Annotated in this window: 19 protein-coding genes; 17 read left to right on the forward strand and 2 right to left on the reverse strand. The window is 46.3% G+C overall.

Annotation, left to right across the window (positions count from 1 at the left end; all coding sequences use genetic code 11):
• The first annotated feature begins 20 nt into the window (after positions 1 to 20).
• A complete protein-coding gene (locus RA156_RS03835; RefSeq protein WP_306642937.1) occupies positions 21 to 1,040 on the forward strand; it encodes an endonuclease/exonuclease/phosphatase family protein in 1,020 nt (339 codons plus the stop codon).
• Here RA156_RS03835 and RA156_RS03840 read toward each other — a convergent pair.
• Positions 1,030 to 1,917: a PPK2 family polyphosphate kinase gene (locus tag RA156_RS03840; protein ID WP_306642939.1), complete on the reverse strand. Its 888-nt coding sequence runs from the start codon at positions 1,915 to 1,917 to the stop codon at positions 1,030 to 1,032. The two genes, RA156_RS03835 and RA156_RS03840, sit on opposite strands and share 11 nt — an antisense overlap.
• 83 nt (positions 1,918 to 2,000) lie before the next feature.
• Between RA156_RS03840 and RA156_RS03845 the strand changes: the two genes are divergently transcribed.
• From RA156_RS03845 to RA156_RS03880, 8 genes are all read left to right on the forward strand, one after another.
• On the forward strand, positions 2,001 to 3,575 hold the full coding sequence (locus tag RA156_RS03845) for an FMN-binding glutamate synthase family protein (RefSeq protein WP_306642941.1): 1,575 nt from the start codon (positions 2,001 to 2,003) through the stop codon (positions 3,573 to 3,575).
• 59 nt (positions 3,576 to 3,634) lie between these two features.
• A complete protein-coding gene (locus tag RA156_RS03850) occupies positions 3,635 to 4,309 on the forward strand; it encodes a zinc metallopeptidase (RefSeq protein ID WP_434064833.1) in 675 nt (224 codons plus the stop codon).
• Between the two features lie 18 nt (positions 4,310 to 4,327).
• A complete protein-coding gene (locus tag RA156_RS03855) occupies positions 4,328 to 4,546 on the forward strand; it encodes a hypothetical protein (protein WP_306642944.1) in 219 nt (72 codons plus the stop codon).
• 4 nt (positions 4,547 to 4,550) lie between these two features.
• Positions 4,551 to 5,267: a DegQ family regulator gene (locus RA156_RS03860; RefSeq protein ID WP_306642946.1), complete on the forward strand. Its 717-nt coding sequence runs from the start codon at positions 4,551 to 4,553 to the stop codon at positions 5,265 to 5,267.
• Positions 5,268 to 5,284: 17 nt separating this feature from the next.
• Entirely contained in the window at positions 5,285 to 5,728 is a 444-nt protein-coding gene (locus RA156_RS03865; protein WP_306642948.1) for a hypothetical protein, read from the forward strand.
• Positions 5,729 to 5,754: 26 nt separating this feature from the next.
• Entirely contained in the window at positions 5,755 to 6,015 is a 261-nt protein-coding gene (locus tag RA156_RS03870) for a hypothetical protein (RefSeq protein WP_306642950.1), read from the forward strand.
• Positions 6,016 to 6,104: 89 nt separating this feature from the next.
• The gene (locus RA156_RS03875) at positions 6,105 to 7,646 is read left to right on the forward strand and encodes a helicase HerA-like domain-containing protein (protein ID WP_306642951.1); all 1,542 of its coding nucleotides are present in this window, start codon (positions 6,105 to 6,107) and stop codon (positions 7,644 to 7,646) included.
• Positions 7,646 to 8,623 (forward strand): endonuclease/exonuclease/phosphatase family protein, encoded by a 978-nt coding sequence (locus tag RA156_RS03880; protein ID WP_306642953.1) that lies wholly within the window; start codon positions 7,646 to 7,648, stop codon positions 8,621 to 8,623. The genes RA156_RS03875 and RA156_RS03880 overlap by 1 nt, the downstream gene beginning before the upstream one ends.
• On the opposite strand, the gene RA156_RS03885 is transcribed toward RA156_RS03880, so the two are convergent.
• Positions 8,603 to 9,520 carry a DUF2279 domain-containing protein gene (locus tag RA156_RS03885; protein WP_306642955.1) on the reverse strand — a complete coding sequence of 306 codons (918 nt, stop codon included), beginning with the start codon at positions 9,518 to 9,520 and terminating at the stop codon, positions 8,603 to 8,605. The two genes, RA156_RS03880 and RA156_RS03885, sit on opposite strands and share 21 nt — an antisense overlap.
• 93 nt (positions 9,521 to 9,613) lie before the next feature.
• On the opposite strand from RA156_RS03885, the gene RA156_RS03890 reads away from it, so the two are divergent.
• The 8 genes from RA156_RS03890 to RA156_RS03925 all read left to right on the forward strand — a co-directional run bounded on the left by RA156_RS03890 (position 9,614) and on the right by RA156_RS03925 (position 21,374).
• Positions 9,614 to 11,674 carry a hybrid sensor histidine kinase/response regulator gene (locus tag RA156_RS03890; protein ID WP_306642956.1) on the forward strand — a complete coding sequence of 687 codons (2,061 nt, stop codon included), beginning with the start codon at positions 9,614 to 9,616 and terminating at the stop codon, positions 11,672 to 11,674.
• 173 nt (positions 11,675 to 11,847) lie between these two features.
• Positions 11,848 to 13,944: a response regulator gene (locus tag RA156_RS03895; protein WP_306642958.1), complete on the forward strand. Its 2,097-nt coding sequence runs from the start codon at positions 11,848 to 11,850 to the stop codon at positions 13,942 to 13,944.
• Between the two features lie 91 nt (positions 13,945 to 14,035).
• Positions 14,036 to 15,973 carry an ATP-binding protein gene (locus tag RA156_RS03900; RefSeq protein WP_306642960.1) on the forward strand — a complete coding sequence of 646 codons (1,938 nt, stop codon included), beginning with the start codon at positions 14,036 to 14,038 and terminating at the stop codon, positions 15,971 to 15,973.
• An 89-nt stretch (positions 15,974 to 16,062) separates the two neighbouring features.
• Complete coding sequence (locus tag RA156_RS03905; RefSeq protein WP_306642962.1) at positions 16,063 to 16,974, forward strand: hypothetical protein; 912 nt, start codon at positions 16,063 to 16,065, stop codon at positions 16,972 to 16,974.
• Positions 16,975 to 17,070: 96 nt separating this feature from the next.
• Positions 17,071 to 17,766 (forward strand): ABC transporter ATP-binding protein, encoded by a 696-nt coding sequence (locus RA156_RS03910; RefSeq protein ID WP_306642964.1) that lies wholly within the window; start codon positions 17,071 to 17,073, stop codon positions 17,764 to 17,766.
• Positions 17,767 to 17,769: 3 nt separating this feature from the next.
• Positions 17,770 to 18,996 (forward strand): ABC transporter permease, encoded by a 1,227-nt coding sequence (locus RA156_RS03915; protein ID WP_306642966.1) that lies wholly within the window; start codon positions 17,770 to 17,772, stop codon positions 18,994 to 18,996.
• Positions 18,996 to 20,255, forward strand: a complete 1,260-nt coding sequence (locus tag RA156_RS03920; protein WP_306642968.1) for an ABC transporter permease — start codon at positions 18,996 to 18,998, stop codon at positions 20,253 to 20,255. Before RA156_RS03915 ends, RA156_RS03920 begins: the two co-directional genes overlap by 1 nt.
• Before the next feature lie 12 nt (positions 20,256 to 20,267).
• Complete coding sequence (locus RA156_RS03925) at positions 20,268 to 21,374, forward strand: efflux RND transporter periplasmic adaptor subunit (protein WP_306642970.1); 1,107 nt, start codon at positions 20,268 to 20,270, stop codon at positions 21,372 to 21,374.
• Positions 21,375 to 21,381 lie beyond the last annotated feature (7 nt).

Genomic DNA, 21,381 nt, shown 5'->3' on the forward strand with positions numbered 1-21,381 from the left:
GCAAAGTTACGACCATTCCCATGCAACGTCTGATCTTACTCGCAGTTTTTATTTGTTCATTCTTGGCTTGCTCAGACGTTCGTCCGACGGCAATCAACGAAGATGATAGCTCTATCAGTCTGATGTTCTACAACGTAGAGAACCTTTTCGATACCGTTGATGACCCAGATACATACGATGAAGAATTCACGCCAACAGGTTCTAAAGAGTGGACGGAAGAGCGTTACCAACATAAGTTGAGTCAGCTTGGTAAGGTTATCGCTAGCGCGGATTCGCACATGCCTGATATCCTCGGGTTATGTGAGGTAGAGAACGCTACGGTAGTTCAAGACTTAATTGAATCTGCCTGGTTCAAAAAAGCAGGCTATGATTTCCTTCACGTTGATTCTCCTGATGGAAGAGGTATCGACGTCGCACTGATCTACAATCCAGACCGAATTGAGTTGAGCCTGGCAAGCACGATTCAGTCGAAGCTACCTGTGGGTGATCGTCCGAACACGCGATTGGTCATGCACGCTGAAGGTGAGTTTGAAGGGAAGGCACTGCATGTATTTGTCAACCATTGGCCTTCGCGTCACGGAGGGCAAGAGCATTCGGAGCCAAACCGACTCACGGTCGCTTACAATGTGCGACAGAAAATTGATGAGATTTTGGAAAAGGACCCTGAAGCCCAGATCGTTATGATGGGAGATTTCAACGATCACCCGAACAATAAAAGCCTCATGGAGGTGCTAAGTGCAGGAAAAAAAGGAGACAGAAAACTACTCGTGAATCTCATGTGGGAGAAGCACAAGTCTGGACTTGGTTCATACAACTACAAAGGCGATTGGGGTGCGCTTGATCAATTCATCGTTTCACAGAACCTCGTTGATGGCGAAGGAGCTGATGTGGATGAATCAACCGTAGAATTCGTTAAACACGATTGGATGATGTATGTGAACGACAAAGGTGAAGCCTACCCAAGCAGAACCTACGGAGGTAAGAACTACTATGCAGGGTTCTCAGATCACCTTCCGATCTTCATGAAAATCAATCGTTAGTCTCGGCGTCAAGCATACGTCTACCTTCTGCAATCTCTTCTGCAATGTTCGGAGCCGTTGCAGGGTAGTCTAAGTTGAGCTTTTCCATTTCCTGGCGCACGATGGTGGTTACCGCCGCTCTCATATAGTCTTTGTCGTCAGCCGGAATGATGAACCACGGCGCGTGTGGACGAGCAGTCTCATCAATGGCTTCTTCATAGGCATCCATATAAGCGGGCCAGTGGGCTCTTTCTTTGATGTCTCCAAGATTGAATTTCCAGTGCTTATCTGGACGATCCATTCGCTTTAAGAGGCGTTTCTTTTGTTCGTCTTTAGATACGTTCAAGAAGAATTTCAAGATGCGCGTTCCGCTATTCGCAAGGTGTTGTTCCCATTCACGAATCGCTTCGTAACGTCCTTCCCAGAAATCTTTATCGAGTGATTCAACGGTGTCTTTCCCAGGAATTCCCTGGTATACCACATATTCCGGATGAACCTTACATACCAATACCTCTTCATAGTGGCTGCGGTTGAAGAGACCTATCATTCCTTTCGCGGGCAGCTTTTTGGCTACGCGCCAAAGAAAATCGTGAGAGATTTCTTCTGGAGTTGGCTTTTTGAAATTGCTGATCATGCAGCCTTGAGGATTGATTCCACTGAGCAAACGACGAAGTGTTCCATCCTTCCCTGCAGCGTCCATTGCTTGAAAGACAATGAGCAAGGCATGAGAAGAGCTAGCGTAGAGCTTCTCTTGCATTTCAGCCATAGCACGCACATTTTCAGCAATGATAGGAAGCGCTTCTTCTTCCTTCATGCGGTCTTTTGGTTCCGTGTCGTGGTGCTTCAGTTTGAATTTACCTTCACCCTCGTAGCGGTGCTTTTCAACGTTCAATTCCATATCCGCAAGGTAATTGTTCTTGGCAATTGTAAGTCCTTGCTGCTCTGCTTACCTTTACGCAACTTAATACTTTGCCTCCGCCCATGGCACCCTCACTTTTTGCGCTTTTTACCGTTGCCGGTTTCACTATTACATGGTGGATGATTTTGCTCTTTTTGATCTTAATCGTCTTCATTCATGACGTCTTCATCAACCGCAAACACACGATCCTGCGCAATTTTCCTGTGGTAGGACATATTCGTTATCTCCTAGAAAGAGTGGGGCCTGAGTTACGTCAGTACATCGTCGCGAATAACCGAGAAGAGCTTCCGTTTAACCGTTCTCAACGCAGCTGGATTTACGCTAGTGCGAAGAAGGAGAATAACTATGAAGGCTTTGGTTCAGACCAAGATCAATCAGCTACGAATTACCTTTTTGTTAAGCCTGATCTCTTTCCTTACGCTATCGCGGAAGGGCACCCGAACAAAAAGGAGAAGGATTTCCTTCCTTGTGCGAAAGTGATCGGACCAAAGCGTAAGCGTCCGTTTCGTCCGCGTTCAGTCATTAATATTTCGGCGATGAGCTACGGTAGCCTTTCGGCGCCAGCCATAGAATCTCTCAACCGTGGAGCTGGAATTGCGGGATGCTATCACAACACGGGTGAAGGAGGATTATCGCCCTATCACTCTACAGGGAGCGATGTATGCTTCCATTTCGGAACAGGGTACTTCGGTGTACGAACAGAAGACGGAAACTTCTCCATGGAGAAGATGAAGCAATTGGTGACGGATAACCCGTTCGTTCGCATGATCGAAGTCAAACTCAGCCAGGGAGCCAAGCCGGGAAAAGGTGGAGTACTACCAGGCAAAAAGATTGATGCAGAAATTGCAGCGATTCGAGGAGTGGAGATGGGAAAAGATGTCATTTCTCCGGCCTATCATAAAGCCTTTGAAGGCGTTCAGGGTTTGATTGACTTCGTAGAAAAGATCGCAGAAGAAACCGGACTACCTGTTGGTATCAAAAGCGCTGTAGGAAAGCTTGAAATGTGGGATGAACTTGCTCGTCTCATGGTAGAACAAGGAAAAGGCCCAGACTTCATTTCAATAGATGGAGGAGAAGGAGGAACAGGAGCGGCACCTCCAGCATTTGCTCACCACGTGAGCTTGCCTTTCCTCTATGCCTTCAGTGAGATCTACAGAATCTTCCAAGAACATGGATTGGAGAAAGATGTTGTCTTCATTGGTTCAGGAAAACTGGGCTTTCCAAGTAAGGCAGCAATGGCCTTTGCATTGGGAGTAGACATGATTCACGTAGCTCGCGAAGCTATGCTGAGCATCGGATGCATCCAAGCACAGAAATGCCACGACAATTCTTGTCCGGCGGGCGTAGCCACTCAGAAGAAATGGTTGCAACGCGGCTTGGATGTGAATGACAAGTCGCACCGTGCGGCGAACTATTTTATGGTGTTTAGAAAAGAGCTATTGGAGATTACTCATGCCGCAGGATATGAGCACCCAGCCCAGTTCACGATGCAAGACATTAAGATGAACACCAGTGACTACTACCAGTCAAAAAATCTTAACGAGATATTCGGGTACCAGAAAACTAGTGTACCTTTCAGTAGTATGGCGGCTCTTCAGGCATGTGAGCATTTAGGAGCTGCAAAAAAAGAAGTGTAATGGAGACAATTGGAATGGACCAATTCGGAATGATATTAGGAGCTTTCAGCGGAGGTTATATGGGCCTTTACCTAATTGGTATTGTATTCGCAGTAATCAGCATGTTCGTGAGTAATAGGCTGAAGTCTAAATTCCGCAAATACAGCCAGATGCCGCTTGCATCAGGCATGTCTGGAAAGGAAGTAGCAGAGAAGATGCTTGCTGATAATGGAATCTTCGATGTGAAAGTAATTAGCGTGGCAGGTCAGTTGACTGATCACTACAACCCAATGAAGAAGACCGTTAACCTGAGTGAGGCTGTTTATATGCAACGCAATGCAGCGGCTGCAGCAGTAGCTGCGCACGAAGTGGGGCACGCAGTGCAGCACGCCTATGGATATGCTTGGTTGCAAATGCGCTCACGTCTGGTACCAATTATCAGTGTAACATCACGCTTCCAGAACTACGTTCTACTCGCAGGCTTCATTTTGATCGGAAGTTTTCCAAGTTTATTATGGATTGGAATTGGGATGTTTGCCATGACTACTTTGTTCAGTATCATCACATTACCTGTAGAATATGATGCCTCTAATCGTGCCTTGGCATGGATTGATGAAAAAAATATTGTGACCCAAACCGAGTATGCTGCGTCAAAAGATGCGTTGAAGTGGGCCGCGCGTACCTACCTCGTTTCGGCGATAGCCAGTATAGCGACCTTACTCTACCTTATTGCAGCAGCAATGAGTCGAAGATAACTTGTAAATAACCACTCAATGAGAACTGTTAAATACCTATTACTACTCCCAATGTTTGCGCTATTCATCGCGTGTGGTGGAGAGGAAGATGCAGCTGATGCAGCATCGGCCGTAACGGAAGAAGTTTCTGCTGAAGCAGAGAAGGCAGCCGAAGCGGTAGCAACTGAACTAGAAAATGCAGTCGAAAAAATCGACGAAACTGAAGCTCAACTAGACGAACTTCTAAACGACCTTTAATCAGATGAGAGTACTACTACTTACCCTGTGCCTAGCCATCGGAACCGTTGGATTCGCACAATCGAAAGACGCTGCCAACTTGAAAAACTCTGCAAAACAAACAGAGAAAACAGCGAAAGGTCAAGCTGACAAAGCACAAAAAGATGCTGAAAAAGAAGCGATGAAAGTCGGGTCTGAAGCTGAACGTGCAGCTAAAGCAGCAGAAAAAGAAGCGGAAAAAGCGGCAGCGGCGGCAGAACGCGCCGGTGACAAAGCAAACCGTGAAATCGATCGCACCATGGATCAAGCTGAACGCGAAATGGACAAAGCCGAAGACAAGGCTGATAAAGCGATGGATGAAGCACGAATGGCTGCCGAAAAAGAACGCGAAGAAGTTGCAAAGAGATACGGAACTGAACTTGGTAAGACCAAGGAAGAGATGGATCGTATCATGGACATGTCAAAAGACGAAGTACACAACCTTCCGGCGGTTGAGCGTAGCGAAGCAATGCAAGCACGAGCAGCGGCGCGTATGGCTCAAACAAATTCGAAAATCGAAAATGCTCGCACAAAAATCCGTGCCGCTGAAGTGAAACTTCTAGAAGATATCGATGCCGGAACTATTACTGATGAAGAAGTAGAAGAAAAGAAGAAGCGTATTGAGAAAGCAAAGCAGTTGCTTGCGAAACTCGAAGCAGAAGCGGCGAACGTGAAAGATAGTCTGCAAAACGCTAACAAATAATTACAATCTTTACGACCATGATCGACGATCTATTAAACTCACTTAAAGGCCAAGTTGGTGACGCTATTTCAGGCGAAGGACTTGGTATGGATAAACTTGATGACGTACTTAAGCTTTCTGGAGATTCTGTGAAAGACGGAGTAATGTCAGAAGTAACAGGTGGAAACCTTGACGGAGTGATGAGCCTTTTCAAGGGTGATTCAGATACTTCATCATCAAACCCAATTGTTTCGGGTATCGTTTCCAACCTCACTGGAAAACTCACTTCTTCTCTCGGACTTGGAGATGGTGTTGCTGGATCTATCGCAGATAAGGTAGTTCCAATGATCATCAGCGCCGTAGTAAGTAAGTTCTCTGGTTCAGATAATGACGCTAGCGCGGAAGGAATTGCTTCATTCTTTGGAGGAGGTGACGGACTTCTTGACCAAGCAAAAGGGATGCTAGGCGGACTTTTTAGTTAATTTGAAAACCACAAAATCAATTTACAATGGGATACTACAAAACAATCGACGGTAAGAAGTACGATGGTGAGATCATCGAACTTGCAGAAAAATTGACTTCAGGAGCTGGTGACGGACGCATCTCTAAGGATGACGCTGCACAGCTACTAGACGCAGTGAAAGACGGTGATTCTTACACTGATATCGAAAAGGATACTATGGCTTACGTTCGCGAAAACTTTAAGTGGACTGAGGCTGCTGACGAGTGGTTCCGTACAGAGATCCGCAAGTGGGCTGCTTCTAAGTAAGCAATCGCTTTGAACTAAAAAACCCCGGGCCTTCCGGGGTTTTTTGTTGCTTGAATTCCCGAAATTGCATCGCATTCATTCCAAGACCCATGTCGAATAAAGAAGCATTCGCACAACATATCATTGAAGGAAACACCTTCAAAAGAGACAGCCTGCTACTCGGTGTAGCTATGCTTGATGGAGAACCTGTAGAAGGCGCTCAAGTAAAGATACCATTGAAGACCCTAAACCGTCACGGTCTGATCGCTGGAGCTACTGGTACCGGTAAGACGAAAACATTACAGGTTATGGCTGAACGCCTCTCCTTAAAAGGAATTCCATGTCTATTGATGGACCTTAAGGGAGACCTTTCTGGACTCGCTCAGCCAGGAGAAAACAATGACCACATTGTTTGGCGCCAAGGAGCAATTGGTGAGGAATATGAACCCGGAGCGATGCCCATCGAACTCCTTTCCATTTCCGGAGAGCCCGGGGCAAGAATGCGCGCTACCGTCTCTGAATTCGGACCGGTTCTGTTCTCGAAGATCCTGGACCTGAATGACACACAGTCTGGGGTTATGGCAGTCGTCTTCAAATATTGCGACGACAACAACATGCCACTGGTTGACCTCAAAGACGTCAAGCAAACGCTCAAGTATGTCATGGAGGATGGTAAGAAGGAATTCACCTCTGAATACGGATTCATTTCTCCGGCCTCTATCGGCGCCATCAGCCGAAAGATCGTCGAGATCGAGCAACAGGGAGCAGATACTTTCTTCGGGGAACGTTCATTTGAGGTCAAAGACCTTTGTCGTAAAGCTGGCGATCGCGGCATGATCTCCATCTTGCGATTGACAGATATTCAAGATCGTCCGAAACTGTTCTCGACCTTCATGTTGAGCTTGTTGGCTGAAGTGTACAATACATTCCCTGAACAAGGAGATAAAGACGAGCCAGAACTCTGCATCTTCATTGATGAGGCTCACTTAGTATTCAAAGAAGCGAGTGACGCACTCTTGGAGCAAATCGAAGCGATCATCAAGCTGATTCGTTCAAAAGGCGTGGGGGTGTACTTCTGTACACAAGACCCAACAGACATTCCAGACGCTGTTCTCGGACAGCTCGGTTTGAAGGTGCAACACGCACTTCGTGCATTCACGGCGAAAGACCGCAAAGCCATCAAGAAAACAGCGGAGAATTACCCTGTTTCTGATTTTTACAACACGGACGAAACGCTGACTTCTCTGGGTATTGGAGAAGCTTTCATTACGGCATTGAATGAAAAGGGTATTCCTACACCACTGGCTGCAACGCTTTTATGTGCACCAAAAACGAGAATGGATGTCTTGACCAAGACTGAAATCAAAGACATCGTCAATAGCTCCGATATCATTCGCTACTACAACGAGGAAATCGACAAAGAATCGGCCTACGAGATCTTGACAGAAAAGATGAAGAAGGCGGCAGAAAAAGCGAAAGAAGAAGAGGTAAGAGAGGAAGAAGAACGCAAGTCTGGAGGTTCCAGTCGCCGCAGCAGTAAGAAGGAGAAGAGCTTCGTAGAAGAAATGTCAAAGAACACCATGGTACGCCAGCTTGGTCGTACCATTGTTCGTGAAATTACGCGAGGACTCCTCGGAATTCTGAAGAAGTAATGAGCTGGGATTTCACCGTCGCTTTCTACAACGTTGAGAATTTCTTCGACGTTAAAAACGACCCTCGTAAGAATGATGAGGCGTTTACTCCGCACGGTGAAATGAAGTGGGACGAATACCGCTATCACGATAAAATCGAAAACTTAGCGGAGGTCATCAAAGGGATGGGACTTCGCCATACACTTCCCGCATTCATTGGTTTTGCAGAAGTGGAGAACCGAAAGGTGATAGAAGACCTCCTCGAGCATCGAGATCTAGATCATGAAGAGTATGGCATCGTGCACGCAGAATCAAGAGACGTTCGCGGTATCGATGTCGCCTTGGCCTACAGCAAAAACGCATTTGAATACGGTGGACACCGAATGATCAACTTCGAACGCCTTACGGGCGAGGAGTTTAATGCTCGAGACATCATGTATGTCTGGGGAAAAATGATCAATGGCGACAAGGTGCACCTCTTCGTAAATCACTGGCCTTCTCGAAGAGCTGGAAAAGAGAAGACTGAATACAAACGTCTAGCGGCTGCAACAGCACTGCGAGAAGAGATCAACAACATTCAATACAAAGAACCTGACGCTCGCATCATCATTATGGGAGATTTCAATGATCAACCACATGATGACAGTTTACGCCACGTACTCAAGGCAGGGGAAAACGGGCACGGAGATCAAGCGCTTGTCAATCTCGGCTGGCCTATCAGCAAGCGTCAATGGGGTAGTGTTTCCCATGAAGACGAATGGTACCTTTTTGACATGTTCATTGTGACTGGGAACCTCCTGAACAAAGGAACCCTTCAAGTGCACAAAGAGCGCATGCATCTTTTTGATGAAGGGGATACCATGAACAAGATGGGGAGAAGCAATAAGGTCAAACCCAATCGCACCTACGTAGGAAGAAGGTATGTAGGAGGGTATAGTGACCACCTTGCTGTATTCATGCGACTTAAGGTGGAAGAACTACCGAATTCCGAGCAATAATTCTCCCTTCGAATTTACCCCAATTGCCGGGGCTGGAATCTTCACAAACCCAATCACTCTTCGAAACGCACGGAACCAATTGCGCTGTGCAGGAAGTTCATTTAGGTCGAGATCTAGCGATAAATAGAATTGACGTGTTCGTTGGAAGTCCGGAATAGGTTCTCCCTCTGGAATCAGCGGGAATACATTTTCAAAGCCGCCCGTCATACCATCAGCACTATATCCAAAGGCGAGGTCTAACCATTTTGGCCACCGGTCACTCACATTCCATTTTGCAGGGTTCGTCGTGATCCAATAAGCCTGACCGTTGTAGTCTTTGAGCGACTGTTCTATGAAGGAGCTACCTAAAACATTCGGACGATAGTCAGGATACTCCGTTGGGAGGAAATTATACTTCAGCTTCAAACGCTGTTCTTTCCAAATGCTCTGCTGTGCTATAAATAAAGCGCTACCTCCAACATTGGCGATCATATCTCCGGTGCTGAATCCCCAACCTGCAGAAAACCCATCCATGACTTCTACGGCTGTCAGGTAACCAACCCCTATCGCACCGCTGGTAATGAGTGCTTTCTTTTCATTTACACCACTCCATTTGAGAGAGTGATAACTAAGTGAGCTGATGTAGTATGTCGAGATAGAATGTCCCACTTTATCCATCTGCATCCACTCGGCGTTGTCGTTGAAGAAATGAAACTTTTGTTGCTCATAATCGCTATACCATAGCACATACAGTCCTGATAGCGAACCAACTACCAATGATCCACCCGTTACCGCTAGCGGATAGAAGCGCTTCGGTTGAAACGAAGGTTCTTGGACGTCAAGCTGAGCACAAGTGCTATTCTGTAGTACTGTGATAAGTGCCAGCGTAAGACAAATCCGAAATGCCCTTAGATGCATGCATTTCATTGGTGTAGCCTGAATATATGAGGTACTATTGTTTTTCGACTTCGGGGAACAAGTTACCTCGAGACTGGTGAAAAAAGAAATGTAATGCAAGGCATGCTCGCCTCATATCGAAGAGCTGGTAGTGGAATTTCCTTCTACCGTATGATGAGCCTCATCGGGATCGTGATCTCCGTGATGTTCGGTGTGGTATTTCTATATATCTACCCCGGAAAGAACGAGCTGATCTGGGACCGTGCTCTGGTATTCGTTACCTCTGTGGTCATCTACCTTGCGAGCTTTAATAAGCGTCTCCGTCCGAAAGCGCTGTACATCGCAGCCGGAGGGTTGTTTTACCTTTTCACCTTACAGATTCTCTTCGCAGCTGCCCGTCACAATCTTGAATTCAACTATGTCATTGCATTGTTCTTGACGCTTCAGGCGATTGCGATTTCATTTAGATCAGTGAAGCAGGCAATCTATTACTTGAGTTTTTCGAACTCTCTATTGATTCTGCTTTCGGCTACTATCGTTGACGAATCCGCCAACAGCGTGATGATCATCTCAGCTATCATGGGAAGTTCATTGCTGATTTTAGCGATTGTACGTTCGAAAACCGCTTTCCAGCGCAGCATGAAGTTCCAGAAGGAGTTGCTTCAAACGATCGTGTCAAAAACAGAAGACGCCATCTTCTTGACAGATTGGGAAGGTATCATCTATGAAGCCACTGATAAAGCCGAGGAACTCTTTGGCTACACTCCAGAAGAACTTCCAGGATTAGATATTTCTGATTTCCGTAAACATCGATTGACGGAAGAGGAGGATCAAGAAGGTATTGGTCACCTCGTTCGTGATCGTTTCTGGAATGATGAGATTATCATGAAGCGAAAAGACGGAACAGAGTTCGATGCCTTCATTCAGATTAGCTACATCCATCGATTCGAGAAGGATTACCTCGTTTACCGTATTCGTGACATTTCTGACGACCTCGCAGCCAAACAAGAGTTGATTCGAGCGAAGGAAGAAGCAGAGCAAGCGGCAATCGCGAAGAGTGAGTTCTTGGCTACCATGAGTCATGAGATTCGTACACCGATGAATGGTGTGATTGGTATGACAGAACTACTCTCGCACACTCCTCTAACGAACGAGCAGTGTGAATTTGTAGATACCATTAAGACCAGCGGTGAAAACCTGTTGGTTATCATTAATGATATCCTCGATTTCTCGAAGATCGAGAGTGGTAAGGTTGAGCTCGAGCAAGAGAATTTTGATCTCCATGAAATGGTGCGAGATGTGATGCGCATTTTGACGCCAATGGCGGAAACGAAGAACTTGAGTTTGAATAGCATCATTCGAAAAGACATCCCTCGCTTCCTTACTGGTGACCCTACGCGAATTCGACAGGTTCTGATCAATCTCCTAGGAAACGCGGTCAAGTTCACTGAAACAGGAAGCGTCTCTCTTGAAGCCGAACTTCGAGGAAAGAGGGGGGATGTATATGACCTTCTATTCAAAGTGAAAGACACTGGAATTGGTATCGCCAACGATAAACTTGAGAAGCTATTCGAGTCATTCTCGCAGGTGGATTCTAGTACCACAAGAAAATATGGAGGAACCGGCCTTGGACTAGCGATTTCCAAGCGATTGGTGAACTTGATGTCTGGTGACATTACCGTAAAGTCAACCGTGGGGAATGGATCAACATTCTCCTTCCAAATTTCGCTAAAAAAGGGTGAGGATACCGATTCCGCGCTAGCGAATAACGCACCAAACAAAGTAGTCAACGTTGACCAATTGAGAGTCTTAGTGGCGGAAGACAACTTGGTGAATCAACAAGTGATTTCATTGATGCTTCAAAACTTCGGTATCAAACCATTGATGGCCAATAACGGGGTAGAAGCGCTAGAAATCTTGTCTGAAAACGAGGTAGACATCGTCTTCATGGATCTCCAAATGCCTGAAATGGACGGACTAGAAGCAACCCGTCATATCCTCACTGGCGAGAACATTTACGGATCAATTCCGGAAGTCATTGCCATGACTGCCAACGCCTTAAAGGAAGACGAAGAACGTTGCCTTGAAGTCGGAATGACCGGATTCATTACCAAGCCAGTCCAACTCGATATCTTGAGACAAACACTCAGCTCTCGCGTCGAAGAATCCTTGTAGGTAGTAATACCGCAAAATCTCGGTACATTTGTATTTACCGGGATTTGGAACACATGTCGCAGCGGGTTAACTATTCAAGAAACTATATACTATTTCTGTCGTCGGTCATTGTCTTGATCCTGACGTCTCAGTTGATCTTTCATAGCCACCTTTCAGATCAAGAAAACTCCGGGATGGAGATTAACATCGCCGGTAGACAGCGAACTTACGTTCAGCAAATCGCCAAGCTTTCCCTCGAAATCCGATACCAATCTGAAGCCGGAGAAGTGACTCAAGATGAGGTCAATGAACTTCGAACGGTTTCAAAACATTGGGAAGACAGTCACCGTGCACTACTTCAAGGGTCAGAGCTCTTCGACATCGACGGGGAGAACAGTACTGAAATAAAGGCGCTCTTCGATGAGGTGCGTCCGGTGTTCTTTGAGCTAAAGGACAACGTACGTACGATCCTAGACAACAATGGTCAGGAGTGTGATTCAGCCATTACCAATATCCTTCGGAAAGACGATCAGTACCAAGATCTGATGAATCGCGTGGTGTATCAATACACAAGCGAATCCGCTGGTCAGATTTCCCGATTGAGAACATTGAGTTGGACCTTGGCGATTACTACGCTGTTGGTTCTCTTCTTGGCCTTCATGTTCATTATTCGTCCGGTATTGAATAAGCTGGGAATGCAGAACGATGAACTGTTAGAGCTGAACCGAAACTTGGAAAAGGTAAGCCAGATCAAGTCTGACTTCTTGGCAAATATGAGCCACGAGGTGCGCACGCCAATGAACGGGATTCTGGGAATGGCTGACTTGCTTGAGAATACCAAGCTTGATAAGGACCAACGCGACTACGTTCAGACCATTCGCAACAGCTCTGAGAACCTCTTAGTCATCATCAACGATATTCTTGACTACTCGAAGATTGAGAGTGGTAAGATGGAGCTGGAGCAAGAGAACTTTGATCTTCATCACGCCATCGAAGAAGTAGTAGACTTGCTTCGTCCAACGGCATATGAGAAGAGACTTGAGCTCATGATGTACTTCGAGCCAGAAGTGCCAAACATCATTCGTGGTGATGTGACCAGATTGAAACAGGTTTTGATTAATCTGTTGAACAACGCGATAAAGTTTACCGATAAAGGGGAGATTCTTCTGCGCGTGGAACACGTGACAACCGAGCACGACTTCATGCAGATTCAGTTCTCAGTGAAGGATACCGGCATAGGTATCGATCCAGAAAACATCAACCACCTGTTCCAGTCGTTTACGCAAGCTGATACTTCTACCACACGTCAATACGGTGGAACGGGGCTTGGACTGGCCATTTGCAAACGCATTGTGCAGTTGATGGGAGGTCGTATTTGGGTAAATAGTTCTCCAGGAAAAGGATCTACCTTCTTCTTTACGATCATTACTGAGAAAGCAGGTGAAGACGGCGCTACTTCGGAAATCGGTGGTCTACAAGGGTTGAAAGCCTTGATCGTTGATGATAACACCACGAACCTTAAAATTCTGGTAAAACAGCTGAGCAATTGGGGAATCCAAGCCACGCCGTTCAATAGCCCAGAATTGGTACTTGAGATTCTAGACAACCTTAAGAAATTCGACTTCTGTATTCTTGATATGCAGATGCCTGGTATCGATGGGAAACAGTTGACCAAAGAGATTCGCAAGCACTACACTCCAGAAGAATTGCCAGTGATTGTGTTGTCTTCTATTGGCACAGGCATTCTCGATGATCAATCGGGATTGTGGAACCGCTACCTCACCAAGCCAGTGAAGCCAATGAAGTTGCTGACCACTATCAAAAAGGTGAGCGGTTTGGCAGAGGAAGAACGGGAGATGAATACGGCCCCTCTCGCCAATACCAATGAGGTAAAAGAGGCTCCTGTGAAGGACTTGAACATCTTGGTGGCTGAAGACAATGAGATCCATCAAGCGGTTGTTTCTAGAACTCTTTCTGTTTTGGGCTACAGAGCTGAAAAGGCATACAACGGTTATGAAGTCTTAGAGAAGATTTCCGGTGGTGACTATGACATGATTTTGATGGATTTAGAAATGCCGGTCATGGATGGTCTCGAAGCAACGCGCAAGATTAAGACGATGTTGAATCGTCGTGAAGCGCCGGTGATCATTGGGATGTCGGCTTCTTCTGATGCCAAAGAAAAGAAGTCTTGCCTTTCTGCAGGTATGGATGACTACATGAACAAGCCGTTGGATCCAGACAAGCTCAATGACATGATCAATGAGTGGTTCCCAAACCTCAACAGTTACTAAGGGTTTTCCCTGATTTTTCTCCTTCCTAGTTTTCGCGTAGAAATTTACCTTGCAGTTCCTTGACCTTGCACTGGTAATTTGACGGCGCGCTATGACAACTAGAATCCTTCTATTTCTTCTTTTTCTTTCGCCTATCGGCGGAACGCTAATCGCTTCTGACGGAGACTTTAATAGCAAAGATCTGCAAGGGGTACAGCATTTCTTACCTGAAGGATCGTTGACACAACTAGACGCCTTACCCGAAGATTCGGCCAAGGTAGATTTCTTGATGGACCTTGCCTATGCCTTGGAATACCCTTCACCTGATTCGGCAATTTGGTTGTATGATCAAGCTCAGGTCTTGGCAGAGAAAGTGAATTACCAAATTGCCAAGGGAAGGTGCATGTTATACGCTGGAATCGTGAATAGTGATCAGGGGAACTATGATGAAGCTTTCAAACGCTATGCGGAATCAAGTGCCCATTTCGAAAAGATTGGATACAGCACAGGGGTAGCGGCAGCGGCAACGAATGAAGGGGTGATCTACAATTACCTCGGGCAATTTGACAAGGCCGCTTCGAAATATATGATTGCGATTGAGGTATATGAGAAAGACGATGACAAGCAGCGTCTGAGTTATGCCCTTGGGAACTATGCCTCTGTACTCATGGAACTTGGTCAACCAGATCAAGCGCTCATTTATTTCAAGCAAGTATATGACCTCTCGTTGGAGGTAGGTTCGGAGTCAGATGTGAGTTCGGCCTTGCTGAATGTGGGCCACGCTTACACCGTGATGGAAGGAAAGATTGATTCTGCCTTTGTAGCCTACTACGAAGCGGAACGTTTGGCAATCTCGAGTGGAAATCACAATGTACTTTACCTAAGCAACAACAACCTCGCCCAGGCATTTTTCCTTGCTGGTGAAGGCGACAGCGCCATGTTCCGAGCGCGTAAAACGCTCAATTACGCCGAACTTACAGGTAACCCCTACAATGTGGTGAATGCGAAGCAAAACCTGGGATGTCGTGAGTTGGAATTTGGGTCTCTAGACTCGGCAGAAGTATTGCTTAAATCCGCGTACGAACAGTCAGCAGAGATGAACATGCTGGAGCAAGCCAATAACGCACTGGAATGTTTGGCCGAAACCATGGCAGGATTGGGTAAGTACGAAGAAGCCTATGAGTACAAGTTCCTTCATTTGACCTACAGAGATTCTGTGTTGAACACAGAAAAGACGCAGCAGATCAATGACTTAGAAGTAAAGTATCAAAGCGCCATCAAGGACCGAGAAATTGCAGAAACAAGGTTAGACCTCGCCTCAGAAGCACAAGGCAAGCGCCAAGCGTGGATTGGAATTGGGATCTTGTTTTTGGTCGTCATCTTCCTAGCAGTTAGCTACACCCAAAGAAAGAAACTACACGAACGAAAGGTGGCCAACCTGCGCAATGAGCAGCAAATCGCTTCCTACAAATCGATGATCCTAGGAGAGGAAAAGGAGCGTATCCGTATCGCGAAGGACCTTCACGATGGATTGTCTGGAATGTTGGCGGCGTTAAAAATGCGGATGAGTAAAGCAGAAAGCGATGAGGGATTAATTGCCAGCGTTGATGAAGTCTCAGGAGAGGTAAGACGAATCAGTCACAACCTCATGCCCGGATCGTTGGAGCGATATGGATTGATTGATGCCTTGAATTCGTGGTTCACCGACATCAACAGCGCGAAGCAGCTAGAAGTCTCATTGGAACACATGGGCATGGAGCAACGCTTCGAGCCGCACCTTGAACGGATGGTTTACCGCATTGTGATGGAGTTAGTCAATAACATCATTAAACACGCCCAAGCCAAAGAGACCATGGTGCAATTGGTGAGGAGAGAGGATCTGTTGACCATCACCATCGAAGATGATGGAAGAGGATTTGATACATCCAAAGAGTACGACGGTCTGGGAATGAAAAGCATTCGTAGTCGCGTTGACGCCATCAATGGTGAGATTGATATCCAGAGTCAAGAAGGACGTGGAACCTCTGTCTACATTGAGATTCAGCTGTGATCTCAGGGAATTCCCTGAAGTATTGAAATCATGGATTCCGCGCTAGCGAGATGAGAAACGCAGAGGTAGCTTGCATTAAAATTCAAGCCATGACAGCAGCAAACACCTCAATCATCAGAACAATTCTTTTTCTATCCATTATCACCTTGATGCCAATGCTTATGCTCGGTCAAAGTGAACTCCAAGCTGGAGTAGTTTATCAAGGAGGTGAACGCATCAGTGTTTCACAAATTGGACTCACATTTCAAGTGCCAGCTGGCTGGATTGGCGCCTTACCTGAAGGAAGCGAAGCTTTTATTCTTGAGCCAAGCAATGGAGGTTCAACGGCTTTCATTTTGATTGATGATTACAGCTACGAGTCATTGACCACAGATTTGAATAATCTGCTACCGATTGAAGCGTGGAGCGGGATTCAACCGAAAGGACAAGCACAACGCAAAGGGGATATGGTTTGCAATAACTTCAGCACCTACGGACTGGGAGATTTTGATGCCTACGCAACTGCGAAACCTGGAAGCCATGGTACTGGTTTTGGTGTAGTGCTGATTGCCCCACCGGCTGCTATTCAATCGCAAATTCCTGCGATGGATCAAATGGTGGCACAAGCGCAATTGAAGGCGCCTGCAACGAACTCAACAACTTCAAATACAAACACAACAACTGGTACTGGAAGTGGAGAATGGTACAACTACATGAGAGGTCAATACCTACGTTACATGAAGACGGCGAATGGGTACTCTGAATCTTGCCACATGTGGTTATGTCCTGATGGAAGCTTCGCATACAGCGGCAGCGATAGTTACCTCTCTGGAGGATATGCAGATTTCAGCTACGCTGGTGACTCAGGCGAGCAATACGGACAATGGACGGTGCAAGGGGCGGTGCTAACCCTCAACTTCGAAGATGGTCGTCAATGGAACTACCAATTATCCATGGATGATGAAGGTCTCTACCTGGACGGATACCGTTGGTTTAGAGTAGATAATGAACGTTGCCAATAACCGTTCATCCCTGCTCATCTTCCGTTAACAAAAATTACCCTCGTAAACACCTTGGAGTAAGGCGAAGAAAGTACCTTTAGGCTCAACTAGAGCCGCATGATCAACCTCCAAAACATCACCAAATCCTACAAGATGGGCAGCAATGAGCTGCAAGTTTTGAAAGGAATCGACCTCAACATTGCGGAAGGTGAATTGGTCTCGATCATGGGGTCTTCAGGTTCGGGCAAGTCAACCTTGCTGAATATCCTAGGCCTTCTCGATATCGCTGATGGAGGAACCTACACGCTCGATGGTATTTCGATGGACAAGCTTTCAGAGACGCAGGCGGCGAAATACCGCAGTCAGTTTCTAGGCTTCGTTTTTCAGAGTTTTAACCTGATCAGTTTCAAGACAGCGGTAGAAAATGTGGCACTGCCGCTTTACTACCAAAAAGTCAATCGCAAGGAACGCAATAAGATGGCAATGGAGTACCTAGACAAGGTAGGCCTTGCCGATTGGGCGAATCACTTGCCAAATGAGATGAGTGGTGGGCAAAAACAACGAGTGGCCATTGCGCGTTCATTGATTTCTAAACCTCGTTTGATTCTGGCCGATGAGCCCACAGGAGCACTGGATACTAAGACCAGTGAAGAGGTGATGGAAGTGCTCGATAGGGTAAACAAAGAAGGCATCACGGTAGTCATCGTGACACACGAAAATGAAATCGCAGAGTTAACCGATCGCGTGATTCGCTTACGTGATGGTTTGATCGAATCGACCGGACGTGCATCTGAAATTTTGACCAATAGTTAAGCCATGTTCGATCGCGATAAATGGCTTGAAATATTCCACACCATTGTTCAGAACCCTCTGAGAACATTACTCACAGGCGTATCTGTTGCTTTGGGAATATTCATTTTGGTCGTGATGCAAGGACTCGGTTTTGGACTGCAAAACGGAGTGTACACTCAAATTCAGGATGACGCTATCAATTCGTTATGGATTAGAAGTGGACGAACATCGCTTCCTTTCCGGGGATTGAATTCTGGTCGCCGCATTCAATATGACAATGATGACCTCAATTGGACCTTGGATAATATCGAAGGTGTCGGTGATTATTCTGCGCGTGTGGCTTTTTGGGGAGCCTCAATGAACTATGGCCGTAAAACAATGAGTTTCCCGCTGAGAGGCATTCATCCAGGGCATCAAGAAATTGAACGGACAGACATTGCGAATGGGAGGTATATCAACGAATCAGATTTGATAGGATTCCGCAAGGTATGTGTGGTGGGTCAGGTCATCGTTGACGATCTTTTCGAAGGAGCAGACCCCATTGGGGAGTACCTCATGATTCGTGGTGTACAATTTAAAGTTGTCGGGACCTTCAACGACCCGAACAGTCGTTGGGAGAACCGATTGGCGTATGTTCCTATTTCCTCGGCCCAAAAGCTTTTCGGTAAGAGTGAAGACATCGATATGTACATGATTTCCACTGGTACGGCCAATCTTGAGGAATCAATTGAGATGGCCAATGAGATCGAAGCGTATTTGAAAGAGCATCACCGAGTCAATCCCAACGATAATCGTGCTGTAAGGGTTCGTAACAACAATGAAGAGTTCCGGGAATTCATGATGATATTCTTAGGAATTCGACTCTTCATCTGGGCTATTGGTAGCTTAACCTTGTTAGCCGGAATGATTGGTGTGGCGAACATCATGTCGATCGTAGTGGCAGAACGAACCAAAGAAATTGGAATTCGAAAAGCACTAGGGGCTACACCGCGAACGATCTTAAGTTTGATTGTACAAGAGAGTATCTTCCTTTCGCTTGTCGCAGGGTGTTGTGGATTAGTAGCGGGCATCGGCCTCCTAGAACTGATCGCCAGTTTCGTAGATCACGACTTTTTCAAGAACCCAAGCGTAGATTTCACCGTGTGTGTCATTGCCCTTGGCTTACTTGTAATTTCAGGAGCCATTTCCGGACTAATACCTGCTCTGAGAGCGGTATCCATAAAACCCGTTGAAGCCTTAAGAGATGAGTAATGTTCGATAAGGATAAGTGGTTAGAAATATTGCAGATCGTACTCCGGAACCCTATCCGAGCCTTTTTGTCGGGTCTTGGTGTGAGCTGGGGTATCATCATGTTGATCATTACCATCGGAAGCGTTAACGGGCTGCAAAATGGTATTCGTGCTGACTCCGCTAACAGGGCAGCGAACAGTATGTTCCTCTGGACGCAGCAGACGAGTATGCCTCATAAAGGGTTCAAGTCTGGACGTTACTTTCAGCTGAACAACAGCGACGTAGAATACTTACGACGCAATCTGACAACGGTAGATCTCGTTTCTCCTCGCATTCAATTGGGAGGGTACAACGGATCGAATAACGTGACAAGAGGCGTTGAAACAGGGGCCTTCAACATCTATGGCGATACCCCTGACTACATTGACATTGAGCCTAACGACATCTATCAAGGACGTTACATCAATCAACGCGATATCGAAGAGGAGCGGAAGGTGTGTGTGATAGGTAAGCGAGTTTATGAAGTCTTGTTCCCTGATGGGGGTGAGGCCATAGGTGAGTATATCCGCATCAACGGAGTGAACTTCTTGGTGGTAGGGATGTACCGCTCATTTCGAACCGGGGAAGACGCGGAGGAAGCGACACAGTCGATTTTCGTTCCAATAACCACTTTCCAGAAAGCCTTTCACTTTGGTGATTACGTGGGTTGGTTATCGATTCTCATTAAGGAGGGAGTAAATGCCAATGATGGCGCCGACGAGGTTGTCGCAGCATTGAAAGCCAGAAAAAGTGTCCACCCAGATGATCCAAGGGCCTTTGGATTCTGGACGATGGCCGAGGAGCTGGAAGAGATTGAATTGGTCTTCACTGGATTCAATATTGTAGGTTTCTTCTTCGGTGGGTTGGTGTTATTGGCTGGTATTATTGGGATCGTCAACATCATGCTGATTACCGTGAAAGAACGGACCAAAGAAATTGGGATTCGAAGAGGTCTTGGAGCTACACCGTGGAAGGTGATTGAGCAAATCATCCTCGAGACCATCTTCTTAACTACGATCGCCGGATTGGGAGGTATGGTCTTCGGCGTGCTGTTGATCGACATTGTAGCTGAAGTTCTTTCCATGTCTGGGGAGTCTGGATCATTCCGGAACCCTGGCGTTAAACTCGTGATCGTGGTATCGATCCTTGCATTTATGATCATTATGGGGGCATTTGCGGGCTTACTACCTGCACTGCGCGCCGTAAGTATAAAACCTGTAGACGCCCTGAGGGCAGACTAAACAATTAACAACATGAACAAAGGGTGCCTATACGTACTGATCACTTTCGTGGTCTTGATCCTCGCTGGAGCCGGAGGAACATTGTACTACCTCAAGGAGAAGGAATCGACTGGTCCTGAAACCTTTGACACCAAGAAAGCTGAGAAAACCGATATCGTTTTGAAAACGGTAGCCAATGGTTCAGTTCAGCCGCGTCAAGAGATTGAAATCAAGCCACAAATCAGTGGAATCATCAGCGAGATCTACGTCCAAGCAGGAGATATTGTGGAGGAGGGTGATCTTCTGGCGAAGGTGAAAGTGATTCCAGACATGGTAAGCATGAGTAATGCAGAAAACCGTTTGGAACGAGCACGTATTGCCCTAGATAATGCCGATATGGACTATGAGCGTAACAAACAATTGCTCGATAAAGGCGTGATTGCCCCAGCTGATTTCCAGCAGTTCGAAATTGCTCGCAGACAAGCGAACGAAGAATTTAAAGCGGCTCAAGACAACCTCCAAATTGTGCGCGAAGGTGTGGCTAAACGTTCTGGCGGTGCAACACTAACGAAAGTGCGTTCGACGATCTCAGGGATGATCCTTGATGTGCCGATTAAGAAAGGAAACTCAGTCATTGAGGCGAACAACTTCAATGACGGTACAACCATCGCTTCTGTGGCGGCCATGGATGATTTGATTTTCCTCGGAAAGTTGGATGAATCTGAGGTAGAAAAGCTTTCTCCTGGAATGGAGTTGATTCTAACCATTGGTGCGATCGAAAACAAGACGTATAAGGCAGAACTCGAGTACATTTCACCAAAAGGAGTGGAGGAGAATGGTGCGATTCAATTTGAGATTAAGGCAGCTGTAAAGCTTGATTCAACTGATTTCATTCGCGCAGGTTATAGCGCTAACGCGGATGTAGTCTTGGATAGAAGAGATCAAGTGATGGCAGTGCCAGAAGCAGTCATTCAGTTTGACGAAGAACAGAATACTTACGTTGAAGTTTCAGATGGAAACAGTGGCTGGACGCGCAAAGACGTTGAGCTTGGGTTGTCTGATGGAATCATGGTTGAGATCTTAAGTGGTATCACTGAAGAAGACGAGATCAAGGTCTGGAATCAACCACGCTTCGAATAATTTATCC

The sequence above is a fragment of the Sanyastnella coralliicola genome (assembly GCF_030845195.1).
In the GTDB taxonomy this organism is placed as follows: Bacteria; Bacteroidota; Bacteroidia; order Flavobacteriales_D; family Sanyastnellaceae; genus Sanyastnella; species Sanyastnella coralliicola.